Here is a 17,223-nt window from a genome sequence, read left to right as displayed (position 1 = left end):
ATGCAGTATTTTTTAAGTACTTGCATTTATTAATTATGAATTAGAATTTATATCTTTGCAAAATCTAAAAAATATGTTTATGAAACAAGTGAAATTTTTCTTGGTGGCTTTGATGGCTGTGGTTATGGGTATGTCAGTTACTTCTTGTATGAATGGAGATGATAACCACAATGTTACAATGACTGTTCCTGTTAAGTATAATTATGGATCATTTTTGATGGGTGATGGAACTACGAAGTTGGTGCCAACTACAGAGTTGGGCTTTTTGGATGGAAATATGTTTATAATTTCATGCCAATATGACCAATCACAGGTGACAGCAAATAGTACTAGTATACCAGTTACTTTGCTATCTACTCCGCTTTGTATTGACCCTAAAGGTAATGAAGGTTTGAATCCTCAAAAAACGGAACCTACTAATCCTCTTTATTCATTGGATAAGCAACAGTCAAGTTTGGTTTATTATGACAAAAATACAATCGTTTTGACAATGCCATATTGGGTGAAAGTTACAAACTCTAGTGTTGAAGATTCAGAAGTAAAGAAGCATTCATTTGTTCTTTCTTATGATCCTGAAGCAATGACTGCCTCTGACACTAAGTTAAAACTATATATTAGCCATGTTGTTGAGGATGCAGGTGAGACCGTAACTCGTTCTAATTTTACATATGCTTATAGGGCTTATTCAATTAGAGCTGCTCTTGCTGCATTTAAGGAGAAAACAGGCAAATTACCGAAATACCTGGAACTGACAGCTGAAATCAATAACTCAAAAGATGAATTGGTCGATAAGGATGGGAAGGAAACTTCGGTTGAACGTTCGGTTGAATATGATTACGCATTTACAGAATAACATTGAACTACAAAGAACTATTTAACATAGCAATGAAATTGATTTCCTCTCCGGCCAAGGCCTGGGAGGAAATTTCTATGGAAGAGGATAGGCGAAAAGTATTTATGGCTTTTGTCTATCCTATGATTGGTTTATGCGGTCTGTCCGTATTCATCGGTTCGTTATTGACGAATGGGTGGGGAGGTCCGCAAAGTTTCCAGATAGCTATGACCAATTGTTGCGCCGTAGCTGTAGCCCTGTTCGGTGGCTATTTTCTGGCAGCTTATGCCATCAATGAAATGGGAACAAGGATGTTTGGTCTGCATAGCAATATGCCGTTGACACAACAGTTTGCAGGATATGCATTGGTTGTGTCTTTCCTGCTTCAGATAGTAACCGGACTATTACCTGATTTTAGAATTATTGCTTGGTTGCTGCAGTTCTACATCGTCTATGTGGTATGGGAGGGAGTTCCTATACTGATGGGAGTAGAAGAAAAACAACGATTAAAATACACCCTTTTGTCGTCTGTATTGTTAATACTATGTCCGGCGGTGATACAGATCGTGTTTAATAGACTGACGGCTATACTTAATTAATGAGTAAAGATGAAACAACCTCCTGTAAATATAAAGAATAAGCGGGCTACGTTTGATTACGAGCTGATAGATACCTACACAGCAGGTATTGTATTGACCGGTACGGAAATAAAATCCATTCGTTTGGGAAAAGCCAGTCTGGTAGATACGTTTTGCTATTTTACGAAAGGCGAATTGTGGGTGAAGAATATGCACATTGCCGAATATTTCTATGGATCGTACAATAACCATACGGCACGTAGAGAGAGGAAGTTGTTGCTTAATAAAAAAGAATTGGAGAAACTTCAGCGGGAGATGAAAAATCCCGGCTTTACGATTGTCCCTGTACGCTTGTTTATCAATGAGAAAGGTTTGGCGAAACTGGTAGTCGCTTTGGCGAAAGGTAAGAAAGAATATGATAAACGAGAATCTATAAAGGAGAAAGACGACCGTAGAGATATGGCAAGAATGTTCAAGCGGTAAGTAAAAACCGCTATAAGATAAACGCCGGACTGCGAAGTGTCTGGCAGAAGATGGCAGAGTAGGTATTTAGGTATTAATGTGATAGGGTAATGAAAAAGACAATTTCTCAAGTCGTATCCGAGCGCATCCTTATTCTGGATGGGGCAATGGGTACAATGATTCAACAATATAACCTCAAGGAAGAAGATTTTCGTGGTGAACGGTTTGCGCATATCCCCGGACAGTTGAAAGGGAATAACGACTTATTGTGTCTTACACGTCCCGACGTGATTCAGGATATTCATCGTAAATACCTGGAAGCAGGTGCGGATATCATCGAAACCAATACATTCAGTTCGACTACAGTTTCTATGGCTGATTATCACGTAGAAGAATACGTGCGTGAGATGAATCTGGCAGCCGTAAAACTAGCCCGTGATCTTGCCGACGAGTACACTGCAAAGAATCCCGATAAACCGCGTTTTGTAGCCGGCTCTGTAGGCCCAACCAATAAAACCTGCTCTATGAGCCCGGACGTGAACAATCCGGCTTATCGTGCTTTGAGTTACGACGAACTGGCTGCATCCTATCAGCAACAGATGGAAGCAATGCTTGAAGGTGGCGTAGACGCCATTCTGATCGAAACAATCTTTGATACCCTGAATGCTAAAGCTGCTATTTTTGCAGCCGAACAGGCAATGAAAGCAACAGGCGTCGAAGTCCCTGTCATGTTATCTGTAACAGTGTCCGATATTGGCGGACGAACATTGTCCGGCCAGACATTGGACGCATTTCTTGCTTCCGTGCAACATGCCAATATCTTTTCTGTCGGTTTAAACTGTTCTTTCGGAGCCCGCCAATTGAAACCATTTCTGGAACAACTGGCAGCTCGTGCACCTTATTATATTAGCGCCTATCCGAATGCCGGATTACCGAATAGCCTGGGTAAGTATGACCAGACACCTGCTGATATGGCTCACGAAGTGAGAGAATATATCGAAGAAGGGCTAATCAATATCATTGGCGGCTGTTGTGGAACGACGGATGCCTATATTGCCGAATATCCCGCCCTCGTGAAAGGTGCTAAACCACACGTCCCTGCTCTTGCACCGGATTGTATGTGGCTTTCCGGACTTGAACTGTTGGAAGTCAAACCGGAAATTAACTTTGTAAATGTCGGCGAACGTTGCAACGTAGCCGGTTCTCGTAAGTTTCTTCGTCTGATAAACGAAAAGAAATATGATGAAGCTCTCTCCATCGCCCGTCAACAAGTGGAAGATGGTGCCTTGGTGATTGACGTCAATATGGATGACGGACTGTTGGACGCAAAGACAGAGATGACTACTTTCCTGAATCTTATCATGTCCGAACCGGAAATTGCCCGTGTTCCGGTAATGATTGACTCTTCCAAATGGGAAGTGATTGAAGCCGGCCTGAAATGTCTGCAAGGAAAGTCAATCGTTAACTCCATTTCTCTGAAAGAAGGCGAGGACGTTTTCCTCGAACATGCCCGTATCATCCGCCAATATGGAGCGGCCGCCGTCGTAATGGCTTTCGATGAGAAAGGTCAGGCAGATACAGCCGCCCGTAAAATAGAAGTTTGCGAACGGGCTTACCGTCTTTTGGTAGATAAAGTAGGTTTTAATCCTCATGATATTATTTTTGACCCCAATGTACTTGCCGTAGCTACGGGGATCGAAGAACATAATAACTATGCCGTAGATTTCATTGAAGCTACCGCATGGATCAAAAAGAATCTTCCGGGTGCTCATATTAGCGGAGGAGTCAGTAACCTTTCTTTCTCTTTCCGTGGCAATAATTATATCCGTGAGGCGATGCACGCTGTATTCCTTTATCATGCCATTCAGCAAGGAATGGACATGGGAATTGTGAATCCGGGTACTTCCGTGTTATATAGTGATATCCCGACCGATGTATTGGAAAAGATAGAAGATGTCGTCTTAAATCGTCGTCCGGACGCAGCGGAACGTCTGATAGAATTGGCGGAATCGCTGAAAGCAACTATGAGCGGAACTGCCGGACAACCAGCCGCCAAACAAGATGCGTGGAGAGAAGAATCCGTTCAGGAACGCTTGAAATATGCCTTGATGAAAGGAATCGGAGATTTCCTTGAACAGGATTTGGCGGAAGCATTGCCGCTTTATGATAAAGCAGTCGATGTGATTGAAGGCCCGTTGATGGATGGAATGAATTATGTAGGTGAGTTGTTTGGTGCCGGTAAGATGTTTCTTCCCCAAGTTGTGAAGACTGCCCGTACGATGAAAAAAGCCGTAGCTATCCTGCAGCCGATTATCGAATCGGAAAAAGTGGAAGGAAGCGCCGCGGCTGGAAAAGTGTTGCTGGCAACTGTAAAGGGCGATGTGCACGATATTGGAAAAAATATTGTAGCGGTGGTGATGGCTTGCAATGGTTATGATATTGTAGACTTGGGAGTGATGGTGCCGGCGGAAACCATTGTGCAGCGTGCCATTGAAGAAAAAGTGGATATGATTGGATTGAGTGGTCTGATTACTCCCTCTTTGGAAGAAATGGCGCATGTGGCTTTGGAACTCGAAAAAGCAGGACTGGATATTCCTCTTCTGATTGGTGGGGCTACTACATCGAAAATGCATACGGCATTGAAAATTGCTCCTGTCTATCACGCTCCGGTGGTACATCTGAAAGATGCTTCCCAGAATGCAAGTGTTGCTTCCAAATTATTGAATCCACAGCTGAAAGCCGAATTGGTGAACGAACTGAATAGCGAATATGAGGCGCTTCGTGAAAAAAACGGTCTGCTGAAACGTGAAACGGTTTCATTGGAAGAGGCGCAGAAAAATAAGTTGAATCTGTTTTAAATAGTATCACAATGAAAAAGATTTTCTCTTTCTTATGTCTGATTGCAGCAATAGTTGTTGCTATGAGCGCATGTTCTTCTACCAAAGAAGAAAAAGGAACGTCCGAAACCGGAAATGCTGCTTTGGATAATATCTTCGCACGTAAAAGTGTGCGTACTTATCTGAATAAGGGAGTGGAGAAAGAGAAAATAGACTTGATGCTTCGTGCCGGAATGGCTGCCCCTTCGGGGAAAGATGTCCGTCCTTGGGAATTTATAGTAGTATCCGATCGTGCCAAACTGGATTCAATGGCTGCTGCGCTTCCTTATGCAAAGATGTTAACCCAAGCCCGTAACGCTATCATTGTCTGCGGAGATTCTGTACGTTCGTCTTATTGGTATTTGGATTGTTCAGCAGCAGCGCAAAATATTCTGCTGGCTGCCGAAAGTCTGGGACTGGGGGCTGTATGGACGGCTGCCTATCCTTATGAAGACCGTATGCAGGTGGTACGCAAATATACCAATCTACCTGATAATATCCTTCCGCTTTGTGTCATTTCTTTCGGCTATCCGGCTACAAAAGAGAACCCGAAACAGAAATTTGACGAGAAAAAGATACATTATAATCAGTATTAGTAAGCAAAAGTTTTGTCTTTTCAATAATTTCCTTACATTTGCAACGCTAATTAAAATCTGATACGCAAATGTTTGGAATAGACGACCCTTTTATAATTCTGCCTTACCTTCTTTCAGTGGTATGTGTGATCTTTGCTGCCTGGTTTGGGCTGAAGTATTGGAATAAGGACGACGAAAAAGACGAAACTCGATGAATACATTTACACTCGGCTTGATTGTGATAGGATATCTCCTGTCACTTGCTTACCTCGGCTTTTTGGGATACAAGAAAACAACGAATACCAGTGACTATCTGGTAGGCGGACGTCAGATGAATCCTATTGTTATGGCACTTTCTTACGGTGCTACGTTTATCTCTGCATCTGCTATTGTAGGTTTTGGAGGAGTGGCGGCAGCTTTCGGAATGGGTATTCAGTGGCTCTGTTTCCTGAATATGTTTATTGGGGTTGTCATTGCTTTTATCTTTTTCGGTTTACGCACCCGGCGTATGGGTGCAAAACTGAATGTGAGCACTTTTCCTCAATTATTAGGGCGTCATTTTCGTTCCCGTAATATACAGGTATTTATTGCTGCTGTTATTTTTGTCGGAATGCCGCTTTATGCAGCAGTTGTGATGAAAGGTGGAGCTGTATTTATCGAACAGATCTTTCAGATTGATTTCAATATCTCTTTGTTGATATTTACATTGGTTATTGCTGCTTATGTTATTGCAGGCGGTATGAAAGGAGTCATGTATACAGATGCGTTGCAGGCAGTAATCATGTTCGGTTGCATGCTGTTTCTATTATTCTCTTTATACCAGGTGCTCGGTATGGGTTTTACCGAGGCGAATAAAGAGTTGACTGCTATTGCTCCGTTAGTCCCGGAAAAATTTAAAGCATTGGGACATCAGGGATGGACTGCAATGCCTGTTACAGGTTCACCGCAATGGTACTCACTTGTTACTTCCCTTATTTTAGGAGTAGGAATCGGATGTCTTGCGCAACCCCAGCTAGTGGTTCGTTTTATGACTGTGGAAAGTAGCAAACAATTAAACCGCGGTGTATTTATCGGTTGTTTCTTTTTGATTATAACAGTAGGAGCTATCTATCATGCCGGAGCTTTGAGTAACCTTTTCTTCCTGAAAACAGAAGGAGCGGTTGCTACCGAAGTAGTGCAGGACATCGATAAGATTATTCCATATTTTATTAATAAAGCGATGCCCGACTGGTTTGCCGCACTCTTTATGTTATGTATCCTTTCGGCCAGTATGTCTACACTAAGCTCGCAGTTCCATACAATGGGGGCTTCGGTAGGTTCTGATATCTATGGAACTTATAAACCCCGTTCGCGGAATAAACTGACCAACGTGATTCGTCTGGGAGTATTGTTCTCTATTCTGGTCAGCTACATTATTTGCTATATGTTGCCTCATGATATTATCGCCCGTGGAACTTCTATCTTTATGGGGATTTGTGCTGCAGCTTTCCTTCCAGCCTATTTCTGTGCTTTATATTGGAAGAAAGCTACTAAGCAGGGTGTCATGGCAAGTCTTTGGGTCGGAACAATCGGTAGCCTGTTTGCCCTTGTATTTCTTCATCAGAAAGAATCTGCAGCATTAGGTATCTGCAAAGCATTATTTGGACGGGATGTATTGATTACCACTTATCCTTTCCCTGTGATTGATCCGATATTATTTGCCTTACCATTATCTGTATTAGCCATCATCGTAATCAGCTTAGTAACCAAAAAATAAGTATTAAGTAAGTATCAAGTATTAAGTATTACGCCATGCGGATAAGCACCTCAAAGGCCACGGTTAATACTTAATACTTGATACTTAATATTAATCATGCTTTTATTTTCTTCTTGTAGGATTCGTAGCGCGACATGATATCACGGACGAAATTGTAAGTCTCGATACCACGGAAATACCCGTTTTTGCAGACAGGGTCGGTAAAGTATTCTTCGTTGCTTTTGAGCAGGATGAAGTTTTCTACATTGTCTTTCCATACTAGTTTGTTCTTTCCGTATTTTTCGGCTAGCGCCATGGCATCGTATATATGTCCCAAGCCGGCATTATAAGATGCCAGAATGAAGTTGAGTCGTTCCTGTTTGTCGGGAATCATACTGAAACTGCGGTCGGTGGCGGCGATATATTTAATAGCCGCTTTCACACTTTCCTCCGGGTTCTGCTCCTTGCCGGGAGGTACTCCCATTGCCCGGGCGGTGGCAGGCATTAACTGCATCAGTCCTTTGGCGCCGGCCCAGGAAACAGCGGTGGTATCGAAATTAGATTCTGTATAGGCTAGTGACGCCAGCATACGCCAATCCCATCCGATATCTTTGGAATACTTTCTGAATAAATCATCATAATGAGAAATTTTCCCCTCTTTCAATGAAAGGATAGGAGAGTGGGGCATCATTTTACTATTCTCAAAATAACGTTTCATACTGGCTGTGTAGGCAGGAGAGGTCATATTTTCCTGATGCCATTTAGTAGTGGCGGCTGCCAGTTCGGGACTGTCTTTTCGTACTGCCCACGAAGACCGTTGATCGAAACTGATAGACAGATCGATATTTAAATTAGGATAATAGGTCTTATTTAATTTTGCCAGGTCATTGTCGGCTACTGTATACGGAATTTTTCCTTGCGCCACTTGCGTTATCAAGTCCTCGATGGTAGTACTGTCATTGGTAACTTCATGAATCCGGATGCCGCCTCCTAATTCGCTGTTCAGATTGACGAGGCGGTCGTAATATTTCCCCGGCTTTACGTATATATCTTTTCCTACCAGTTCGGTTACGTCTTTTAATGGCTTCTGTTTTCCTCTTCCTTGTTGAACAATCACTTGATGGGTGATGACATCTTCACCACAATAAAGCAGACTGTCTTTCCACTCTTTGGTGATAGGCAGATTATAGGCAATCATATCTCCTTCGCCTGCCAGCAATTTTTGAATCATCTCGTCAACGCTTTTGGCAACTTCAATCCTAAGCTTTAGTCCCAGACTTTTGGCAAACTGCTCGCTAAGTTCATACTGGAATCCCATTTCCTGTCCCCGATAAATAAAATAGGAAGTAGAGCTATACAATGTCAATACAACGAGTTCGCCACTATCTTTTATTTGTGGAAGATCACGTGCGGATTCATCCGTTGTACTATGTTGTTTGTTCCGGCATCCGAACACACAACAGAACAATACGAGAAATAAAGGGATAATCAGTGTCTTGACATTCATACCTGACATTTTGCTTTTAACTCTCAACTCTCCATTCTCCACTCTCAACTCTTCAAGTGTTTCTTGATGTACATAGTCAGTATATCAATAGCTACCTTATTACTGCCGCCTTCCGGTACAATAAGGTCGGCATATCGTTTGCAAGGTTCGATAAATTGCAGGTGCATAGGCTTTAAAACCCGTGTGTAGCGTTCCATTACAGCTTCGGCAGTACGTCCGCGCTCAATAACATCTCTTTGGATAACACGTATCAGGCGTTCGTCGGGATCGGCATCTACAAAGATTTTAAGGTCCATCATATTGCGTAGCTTTTTATCACATAAAGCAAGGATTCCTTCAATGATAACCACTTCACGAGGTTCGATATGAATCGTTTCGGGCTGGCGTGTGCAAGTGAGATAAGAATAGGTAGGTTGTTCAATGCTATTTCCTTCTTTCAGCATCATGACATGTTTGGATAGTAGGCTCCATTCAAAAGCATCGGGGTGGTCAAAATTGATATTCTGGCGTTCTTCAACCGGGACATGACTACTGTCTTTGTAGTATGAATCCTGTGGTAAGAGTACTACTTCCCCTGCGGGGAGACTTTCTATAATTTTCCGTACGACGGTGGTCTTTCCGGAGCCTGTTCCGCCTGCTATTCCTATAATTAACATCTCTTTAAATGTATATTTGAACCAAATAGAGTATTTTTGCATTACTATTAATGCGATGATTGCATTAACAAGACAAATATAGAAACAATTCATTAAAATAACAACGTAATGGTAAAACACATTGTATTATTTAAGTTAAAAGACGAAGTTCCTGCTGAAGAGAAACTGGTAGTCATGACTAAATTCAAGGAAGCGATAGAAGCTCTTCCTGCTAAAATCTCTGTCATTCGCAAAGTGGAAGTCGGATTGAATATGAATCCCGGTGAAACATGGAATATTGCGCTTTACAGTGAGTTTGATACACTAGAAGATGTGAAATTCTATGCAACACATCCCGACCACGTAGCTGCCGGTAAGATTCTGGCTGAAACGAAAGAAAGCCGTGCATGCGTAGACTATGAATTATAAACCCCAAAAATAAAGATGAGAAAAATAATTTCTTTCCTGCTTTTAAGCTTTGTTGTATATGCATTGCAAGCGCAGATCAAAGATCCGGTAAAGTTTAAAACAGAACTGACACCTCTCTCCGATACGGAGGCAGAGGTGGTGTTTACGGCTGCCATTGATAAAGGTTGGCATGTTTATTCTACCGACCTGGGAGATGGCGGTCCTATTTCTGCAACATTTAATGTTGATAATAAATCGGGTGTCGAGCTTGTCGGTAAACTGAAGCCTGTGGGCAAAGAAGTAGCTACTTTCGATAAATTGTTCGAAATGAAGGTACGTTATTTCGAGAATACAGCAAAGTTTGTGCAGAAAGTGAAATTTACGGGTGGAGCTTACGCAATAGAAGGTTATCTGGAGTACGGAGCCTGTGATGACGAGAGTTGTCTGCCTCCTACTCAAGTGCCATTCAAGTTTTCGGGAGTAGCAAAAGCCGGAAATGCTGCCGCAACGAAAACAGAACAATCGAAAGCAGAACAACCGGAACAAAAAGTAGTGGATAAGGCAGATAAGAAAGAAGAGGCAACTTCTGTTGCTTCGAAAGACTCATCTGCTATGATGGAGTTGGTGCCTGCAACTACAACGGAAGCAGCCACGGATATTCAGCCGGCAGTTGCCTCTAGTGAACTTTGGAAACCCGTTATCAGTGATCTGCAAGCATTAGGTGAGGAGCACGGTCAGGAAGATATGTCCTGGATATATATATTTATTACAGGGTTCCTTGGAGGATTATTGGCTTTGTTCACTCCTTGTGTGTGGCCGATTATTCCAATGACAGTCAGCTTTTTCCTGAAACGCAGTAAAGACAAAAAGAAAGGTATTCGTGATGCGTGGACGTATGGTGCATCTATCGTCGTGATTTATGTGGCATTAGGTTTGGCTATCACGTTGATTTTCGGTGCCAGCGCATTAAACGCTTTATCTACCAATGCTATTTTCAACATTCTCTTCTTCCTGATGTTGGTGATTTTTGCCGCTTCATTCTTTGGAGCGTTTGAAATCAGACTACCCTCGAAGTGGGGAAACGCAGTAGATAGCAAAGCAGAATCTACGACCGGATTACTAAGTATTTTCCTGATGGCTTTCACGCTTTCATTGGTATCTTTCTCCTGTACAGGTCCGATTATCGGATTTCTGCTGGTACAGGTATCTACCACAGGAAGTGTGGTTGCTCCGGCAATCGGTATGTTAGGATTTGCCATTGCTTTGGCATTGCCATTTACACTTTTTGCCCTGTTCCCGTCTTGGCTGAAATCTATGCCGAAGTCCGGTGGATGGATGAATGTAATCAAAGTAACGCTGGGTTTCCTCGAATTGGTGTTTGCGCTTAAATTCTTGTCGGTAGCTGATTTGGCTTACGGTTGGAGACTGCTTGACCGCGAAACATTCCTGGCTCTGTGGATTGTAATCTTTGCTTTGCTTGGATTCTATCTGTTGGGTAAGATCAAATTTCCGCATGATGACGATGATGATAAGGTGGGAGTCACCCGCTTCTTTATGGCATTAATCTCTTTAGCGTTCGCCGTATATATGGTTCCCGGCTTGTGGGGAGCACCATTGAAGGCTGTATCTGCATTTGCTCCGCCTATGCAGACGCAAGACTTCAATTTGTATAAGAACGAGGTACATGCGAAATTTGATGATTATGACTTAGGTATGGAATATGCCCGTCTGAACGGTAAACCCGTTATGCTCGACTTTACCGGATATGGTTGCGTAAACTGTCGTAAGATGGAAGCAGCGGTGTGGACTGATCCGAAAGTGAGTGATTTGATTAATAACGATTATGTACTGATTACTCTCTACGTGGATAATAAGACTCCGTTGACAGAGCCCGTAAAGATAATCGAGAACGGTACAGAACGTACTTTGCGTACTGTCGGCGATAAATGGAGTTATCTGCAACGTGTGAAATTCGGAGCCAACGCCCAGCCTTTCTATGTATTGTTGGACAATCAGGGTAAACCGTTGAATAAGTCGTATGCTTATAACGAAGATATTCCTAAGTATATCGAATTCTTGCAGACCGGATTGGAGAATTATAAGAAAGGGAAAAATTAAAATCTTCGATAAGGCACTGTCTTGAATGATAAATGAAATAAAAGCGGTCTCATCTTTTCGGTGAGATCGCTTTTATTTTTTTATTTCAGAAAAAATACATACGTTTGTAACATCATAACAATACCTTTGTGCCCAAAAATAAAGAAAATATGTACGCAACAGACACTCTTGTAAATGAACGGGAATTGGTTCTCCGTCTGATAGACGGAGATGAAGAGGCCTTTTGCGAACTTTATGCCGCTTACAAGAATCGTTTGCTCTACTTCGCCCTGAAGTTCGTCAAGTCGCGTGAATTTGCTGAAGATATTTTTCAGGATGCATTTACGGTAGTCTGGCAAACTCGTCGTTTCATCAATCCCGAAGCCTCTTTTTCTTCCTACCTTTATACCATCGTACGTAATCGTATTCTGAATCAGTTGCGCGACATGGCTAATGAAGATCAGCTGAAAGAACAGATTCTTTCTCAAGCGATTGATTCAACAAACGAGACCAATAACCATATTTTGCTCAATGATTTGAAAGAGATTGTTGCCCGTGCATTGGAACAATTGACACCCCGCCAACGGGAAGTGTTCAAAATGAGCCGTGAGTTACAGATGTCTCATAAAGAAATAGCCGAAGCGTTGGGTGTCTCTGTTCATACGGTGCAGGAACATATTTCTGTATCTCTGAAAGTGATTCGTTCTTATCTGACTAAATATTCAAGTACATCAGCTGATATACTTTTGATTCTATTTTGTTTAAACTTATAATAAATGTTAATCACACCCTAGTTCTTTCTTACTTTTGTGTATTACTTATACAAAGGGAAGGAAATTAATATCCTTATTTTGAATGTATGATGAAAGATACTAAAACAGAAAAAGATAAATTGCATCGTTACCTGGATGACCTTTATACCAGGGAAGAGGCTTCACAACTTTTGCAAAGCATAAAAGAGGCAGAAAACCAAGATTTATTGGATGAACTGGCAGCAGAGGTTTGGGAAGAATCCGGGAACTTGCAGCCTGCTACTGATTTGGAACGGGAAAAATATAAGAGAGAGGCACGTCAGTTATTGAAACGTATTGAACACAAAAAACGTACCTGGTTCCGTCGGGCGTTTGTGGTGGCGGTTAGTACGGCGGCTGTCATAGCCATTATAATAGGGAGTGTCAACTTTTTCCGGTATATGAATGAACAGCAGGTCACACTTGCTGAAGTCACCACTTCTTTTGGTGAAAAAAGGCAAGTGACTTTGCCGGATGGAACTCTTTTGGTATTGAATTCTTGTTCTCAAGTGCGTTATCCGGAACGTTTTGTGGGAGATAGCCGTGAAATAGAACTTGAAGGTGAGGGATATTTCCGTGTTGCCCGTAATGAAAAGATGCCATTTGTTGTAAAGACGAAGCGGCTGGATGTTCGGGTATTGGGTACTCGTTTTGATGTCAAGTCCTATTCAACGGATGAGATTGTATCTGTGAGTGTGGAGAGTGGTAAAGTACAGGTTGATTTACCGGAAGCGATGATGAGGCTGACTGCTAAAGAGCAAGTGCTTATCAATACGGTTTCCGGTGAATATAGCAAGAAAACAGAAGACAGGGGAGTGGCTGTCTGGATGAAAGGAGGTTTACGTTTCTACAGTACACCGATTCGGGATGTGGCAAAAGAACTGGAGCGTGTATATAATTGCCGGATTACTTTTGCTCCCGGTCAGGATTTCAATAACTTGATTACCGGTGAGCACGATAATAAGAGTCTGGAGGCCGTACTTAAATCCATCGAATTTATCAGCGGTGATATCAAATATAAGAAAGAAGGTATTAATGTCCTTCTTTATAAAGAATGAGATGAAGAAAAGATAATGTTTAACCTTTAAAAGAATAATAGATGAAAACAGCCCCTTCATGAACCCCCTAAAATGATAGAAGCACTCCAAAGGAATGCCTCTATCCGCAATCCGGACGGATATTCATAAGCTTCGACCCAAATGAATAACGTATCGCGTATTGCTTGTTTTTAATAACTTTAGTCAATTACTAAAACGCACAAATTTATGAATAATCTTCTTATTTGTAAAGGGATAAGTAAAAATAGCTGTTCGTTTTTAGCTTTTTTACTATTCACCTTCATTTTAATTGTTCCGGCTGCTGCTCAAACATTGAAAGAGCATGATATAACGCTTCGCGTGCAAAATGAGCCGGTAGAAAGTGTTTTCAATAAAATCAGCAAACAGACTAATTTTAAATTTCTCTATGACCAGGAGACAGTGAACAAAGCTCCGAGAGTTTCTTTCGACATTAAAAATGCTTCATTAAAACAGATTCTGGGCGAGATAACCACCCAGGCCAAACTTTATTTCAATAGGACCGATCATACAATTGCTGTCAGCAAACAGCCGCTTAAAAAGGAAGAAACAGTTCAACGTACACGCACTATCCAGGGAATTGTTGCAGATGATAAAGGAGAACCGGTGATTGGTGCCAGTGTTCAGATTAAAGGAGAAGGCAGTGGTACCATTACCGATATTGACGGACGTTATTCAATCATGAATGTACCGGAATCTGCCACACTGACTATTTCTTATATCGGCTATAAAACTGTGAATATCTCTGCAAAAGATAAGAATACGGCAAAAATCACGTTGGTGGAAGATAGTAAGATGATCGATGAAGTAGTCGTGGTAGGCTATGGTGTTCAGAGAAAAAGAGATGTTTCTACTTCTATTTCTTCCGTGAAAGCCGAACAAATAGCAGAAGTTTCCGCTTCCGATTTTCGTCAGGCGTTGGCGGGAAAAATGCCGGGAGTACAGGTTACGCAACCTAGTGGTGATCCGGAAGGAAGCGTAAGTATCCGTGTTCGTGGTATCAGCACAGTGAATGCAGGTAGTGATCCTCTCTATATTATCGACGGTGTACCGGTGGAACGTGGATTTGCCAATCTGAATAATAATGATGTTGAATCTGTAGAAGTTTTGAAAGATGCTTCTTCGGCAGCTATTTATGGTAGTCGTGGATCGAATGGTGTAATTATTATCACAACCAAACAGGGGCAGTCGGAGAAAATGAAAGTGCAGTATGATGGATATTATGGTATCCAGAGTGTTTCGAAGAAACTTTCAATGATGAATGCATATCAGTTTGCCGAATTTGCAAAAGATGGGCATGACAACGCCTATCTGGATGCCAATCCCGGTGGATCGCCGGACGATCCGAATGGAATGCGTCCCAACTCATGGGAACGTATCCCCACTGAACTCTTTCCTTATCTGAATGGTGACAAAGGACTGACCGATACGGACTGGCAAGACGCTATATTCCGTACTGCTGCTACTACCAGCCACAATGTATCTATTTCCGGCAGAGGAAAAACAGTCGGTTATTTTATTTCAGCCAACTATTATGATAAAGAAGGTATTATCATTAATTCCGATTTTAAGAAATATAGTATGCGTATGAATTTGGACGGGAAATATAAAAGACTGAAATTCGGTCTGAATTTTTCTCCTTCTTATTCTACTTCCAACCGGGTAGATGCTTCCGGGTCTAACGGTATTGTGCAATCAGCCTTGATGATGCCTCCGGTATGGCCGGTGTATAATGCGGATGGAAGTTATAACTATCAGGGAAACGGATATTGGAGAATTGGGAATGACTATCAGCACAATGCCGTATTAAATCCGGTAGCCATGGCAAACCTCCAATCGGATGTTGTAGACCGTATGGCTATTGTAGGAAAAGTCTTTGCGGAATTGGAGTTATATAAAGGGCTTACCTATAACATTTCTTTTGGTGGTGATTATTACGGTTCACATAACGATCAATACCGTTCATCGGAGCTTCCGTTATTAGGACAGAAATATTATGATGTGAAGTCGAATCCTACTGCATACAGTTCATCCGGTTTTTATTTCAACTGGTTGGTTGAGAATAAAATCAATTATAATACGACCATCAAGGATGCTCATTCTATCAATGTCGTTTTAGTGCAATCGGCTCAAAAAGAAACATATAAAGGTGATAATGTGACGGCTACCGATTTCCCGAATGACTACATACAAACGATTTCCGGAGGTACGGTGACGAAAGGTGCATCTGATAAAACACAGTGGACAATTGCTTCTTATCTGGCACGTGTACAGTATAGCTATAAAGGTAAGTATATGGCTTCAGCAGCCATTCGTGCAGACGGTTCTTCCCGTTTTGGAAAAAACAACCGTTGGGGATATTTCCCTTCTGCTTCTTTTGCATGGAGAATAAGTGGAGAAGACTTTTTCACGAAAGCAAAATTCCTGTCATTTGTTGATGACTTGAAACTTAGAGCCAGTTATGGAGTTACCGGTAATTTCCAGATTGGTAATTATGACCACCTGTCTCTGATGGCTTCCGATAATTATATACTCGGTACAGGCAATGGGCAGTTGGTGAATGGATATAAACCTAGTACCATAAAAAACGAGGATTTGAGTTGGGAAAAGAATGCGATGGTGAATGTAGGTATTGATTTACAAATGTTCAAAGGATTGTTGGGGTTGACTGTGGATTATTATAATACCAACACTTCTAATATGTTGTTGAACGTACCTGTTCCTCATCTGACCGGATATAGCACTGCATTGATGAATATCGGTAAAGTGAACAACAGGGGATGGGAAATAGCATTGACCTCGCAGAAGAATATAACGAAAGATTTCGGTTATTCATTCAATGCCAATTATGCTACGAATACAAACGAAGTAAAGGCGCTCGGTCCGGGTAATGCTCCTATCATATCTACCGGTAGCGTAGATCATGCGTATTACATAACGAAAGTTGGTGAACCTATCGGCTGTTATTATCTGTTGGTGCAGGATGGTATTTTCTCCAATGAAGAAGAATTGAAGAAATATCCTCATTTCAGTAATACCAAGCCCGGAGATTTCCGGTTTGTGGATGTAGATGGAGACGGTGTGATGGACTTGGATAAAGACCGTACGATAGTAGGTAACTATATGCCTGATTTCACCTATGGATTCGGGGGAAAAGTGTGGTTTAAGGGATTTGATCTTGATTTCAATTTCCAGGGAGTGTATGGTAATGAGATTTTGAACTTGAATCGCCGATACATTGATAATCTGGAAGGCAATACCAATGGCACTACCATCGCCTTGAATCGTTGGAAGAGTCCGGAAGATCCGGGAAACGGTCAGGTGAATCGTGCCAATCGTAAATCAAAAGGTTATAATGGACGTACGTCAACTTGGCATTTGGAAGATGGTTCTTATCTGCGGTTGCAGAATGTGACACTGGGATATACTCTGCCGAAGAATCTGACCCAGCGCTTTTTTGTAGAAAAGTTGAGAGTATACGTTTCCGGACAAAATCTCTGGACTTCAACTAATTATAGTGGATACAATCCGGAAGTGAATGCCCGGCCGTCTAATTCTCTTTCACCAGGTGAGGATTATGGTACTTATCCATTGGCTAAAACATTCTTATTTGGATTGAATATAACTCTTTAATCATCCTTTAAAATACAC

At 41.8% G+C, this 17,223-nt stretch carries 14 protein-coding genes; 12 read left to right on the top strand and 2 right to left on the bottom strand.

The genetic code is table 11. From position 1 onward, the window contains the following. Positions 1-79: 79 nt before the first annotated feature. From LPH68_RS13560 to LPH68_RS13530, 7 genes are all read left to right on the top strand, one after another. The gene (locus LPH68_RS13560; RefSeq protein ID WP_151923423.1) at positions 80-853 is read left to right on the top strand and encodes a hypothetical protein; all 774 of its coding nucleotides are present in this window, start codon (positions 80-82) and stop codon (positions 851-853) included. Positions 854-885: 32 nt separating this feature from the next. Next, positions 886-1,431: a Yip1 family protein gene (locus LPH68_RS13555; RefSeq protein WP_008021718.1), complete on the top strand. Its 546-nt coding sequence runs from the start codon at positions 886-888 to the stop codon at positions 1,429-1,431. A gap of 9 nt (positions 1,432-1,440) precedes the next feature. Next, the gene (smpB, locus tag LPH68_RS13550; RefSeq protein WP_008643258.1) at positions 1,441-1,893 is read left to right on the top strand and encodes an SsrA-binding protein; all 453 of its coding nucleotides are present in this window, start codon (positions 1,441-1,443) and stop codon (positions 1,891-1,893) included. A gap of 89 nt (positions 1,894-1,982) precedes the next feature. Then, a complete protein-coding gene (gene metH / locus LPH68_RS13545) occupies positions 1,983-4,730 on the top strand; it encodes a methionine synthase (RefSeq protein WP_151923424.1) in 2,748 nt (915 codons plus the stop codon). An 11-nt stretch (positions 4,731-4,741) separates the two neighbouring features. Then, positions 4,742-5,344 (top strand): nitroreductase family protein, encoded by a 603-nt coding sequence (locus LPH68_RS13540; protein ID WP_230296962.1) that lies wholly within the window; start codon positions 4,742-4,744, stop codon positions 5,342-5,344. A 68-nt stretch (positions 5,345-5,412) separates the two neighbouring features. Then, entirely contained in the window at positions 5,413-5,538 is a 126-nt protein-coding gene (locus LPH68_RS26855; protein ID WP_004296931.1) for a symporter small accessory protein, read from the top strand. After that, entirely contained in the window at positions 5,535-7,079 is a 1,545-nt protein-coding gene (locus LPH68_RS13530; protein WP_015532799.1) for a sodium:solute symporter, read from the top strand. The genes LPH68_RS26855 and LPH68_RS13530 overlap by 4 nt, the downstream gene beginning before the upstream one ends. A gap of 94 nt (positions 7,080-7,173) precedes the next feature. On the opposite strand, the gene LPH68_RS13525 is transcribed toward LPH68_RS13530, so the two are convergent. Beyond that, complete coding sequence (locus tag LPH68_RS13525; protein ID WP_151923425.1) at positions 7,174-8,565, bottom strand: transporter substrate-binding domain-containing protein; 1,392 nt, start codon at positions 8,563-8,565, stop codon at positions 7,174-7,176. Positions 8,566-8,609: 44 nt separating this feature from the next. Beyond that, the gene (gene udk / locus LPH68_RS13520; RefSeq protein WP_032811070.1) at positions 8,610-9,221 is read right to left on the bottom strand and encodes a uridine kinase; all 612 of its coding nucleotides are present in this window, start codon (positions 9,219-9,221) and stop codon (positions 8,610-8,612) included. 108 nt (positions 9,222-9,329) lie between these two features. Between udk and LPH68_RS13515 the strand changes: the two genes are divergently transcribed. The 5 genes from LPH68_RS13515 (at position 9,330) to LPH68_RS13495 (ending at position 17,205) form a co-directional block, all read left to right on the top strand. Then, positions 9,330-9,629, top strand: a complete 300-nt coding sequence (locus tag LPH68_RS13515; RefSeq protein ID WP_004315980.1) for a Dabb family protein — start codon at positions 9,330-9,332, stop codon at positions 9,627-9,629. 15 nt (positions 9,630-9,644) lie between these two features. Beyond that, on the top strand, positions 9,645-11,726 hold the full coding sequence (locus LPH68_RS13510) for a cytochrome c biogenesis protein CcdA (RefSeq protein WP_192923097.1): 2,082 nt from the start codon (positions 9,645-9,647) through the stop codon (positions 11,724-11,726). Positions 11,727-11,875: 149 nt separating this feature from the next. Further along, complete coding sequence (locus LPH68_RS13505; protein WP_009040891.1) at positions 11,876-12,478, top strand: RNA polymerase sigma-70 factor; 603 nt, start codon at positions 11,876-11,878, stop codon at positions 12,476-12,478. 86 nt (positions 12,479-12,564) lie between these two features. Then, positions 12,565-13,554, top strand: coding sequence for a FecR family protein (locus LPH68_RS13500; protein ID WP_192923098.1), 990 nt, complete (start codon positions 12,565-12,567; stop codon positions 13,552-13,554). A gap of 207 nt (positions 13,555-13,761) precedes the next feature. Then, the gene (locus tag LPH68_RS13495) at positions 13,762-17,205 is read left to right on the top strand and encodes a TonB-dependent receptor (protein WP_087321404.1); all 3,444 of its coding nucleotides are present in this window, start codon (positions 13,762-13,764) and stop codon (positions 17,203-17,205) included. Positions 17,206-17,223 lie beyond the last annotated feature (18 nt).

The sequence above is a fragment of the Bacteroides sp. 1_1_30 genome (assembly GCF_020982715.1).
Lineage (GTDB): Bacteria > Bacteroidota > Bacteroidia > Bacteroidales > Bacteroidaceae > Bacteroides > Bacteroides xylanisolvens.
This window is presented reverse-complemented; position numbering and strand designations above follow the sequence as displayed.

Bases quoted from the DNA above. Each gene is read 5' to 3' on its own strand.
- LPH68_RS13505 (WP_009040891.1), top strand. From the start codon at position 11,876: ATGTACGCAACAGACACTCTTGTAAATGAACGGGAATTGGTTCTCCGT.
- LPH68_RS13495 (WP_087321404.1), top strand. From the start codon at position 13,762: ATGAATAATCTTCTTATTTGTAAAGGGATAAGTAAAAATAGCTGTTCG.
- LPH68_RS26855 (WP_004296931.1), top strand. From the start codon at position 5,413: ATGTTTGGAATAGACGACCCTTTTATAATTCTGCCTTACCTTCTTTCA.
- LPH68_RS13540 (WP_230296962.1), top strand. From the start codon at position 4,742: ATGAAAAAGATTTTCTCTTTCTTATGTCTGATTGCAGCAATAGTTGTT.
- metH (WP_151923424.1), top strand. From the start codon at position 1,983: ATGAAAAAGACAATTTCTCAAGTCGTATCCGAGCGCATCCTTATTCTG.
- LPH68_RS13530 (WP_015532799.1), top strand. From the start codon at position 5,535: ATGAATACATTTACACTCGGCTTGATTGTGATAGGATATCTCCTGTCA.
- LPH68_RS13525 (WP_151923425.1), bottom strand. From the start codon at position 8,565: ATGAATGTCAAGACACTGATTATCCCTTTATTTCTCGTATTGTTCTGT.
- LPH68_RS13515 (WP_004315980.1), top strand. From the start codon at position 9,330: ATGGTAAAACACATTGTATTATTTAAGTTAAAAGACGAAGTTCCTGCT.
- LPH68_RS13560 (WP_151923423.1), top strand. From the start codon at position 80: ATGAAACAAGTGAAATTTTTCTTGGTGGCTTTGATGGCTGTGGTTATG.
- smpB (WP_008643258.1), top strand. From the start codon at position 1,441: ATGAAACAACCTCCTGTAAATATAAAGAATAAGCGGGCTACGTTTGAT.
- LPH68_RS13500 (WP_192923098.1), top strand. From the start codon at position 12,565: ATGATGAAAGATACTAAAACAGAAAAAGATAAATTGCATCGTTACCTG.
- LPH68_RS13555 (WP_008021718.1), top strand. From the start codon at position 886: ATGAAATTGATTTCCTCTCCGGCCAAGGCCTGGGAGGAAATTTCTATG.
- LPH68_RS13510 (WP_192923097.1), top strand. From the start codon at position 9,645: ATGAGAAAAATAATTTCTTTCCTGCTTTTAAGCTTTGTTGTATATGCA.
- udk (WP_032811070.1), bottom strand. From the start codon at position 9,221: ATGTTAATTATAGGAATAGCAGGCGGAACAGGCTCCGGAAAGACCACC.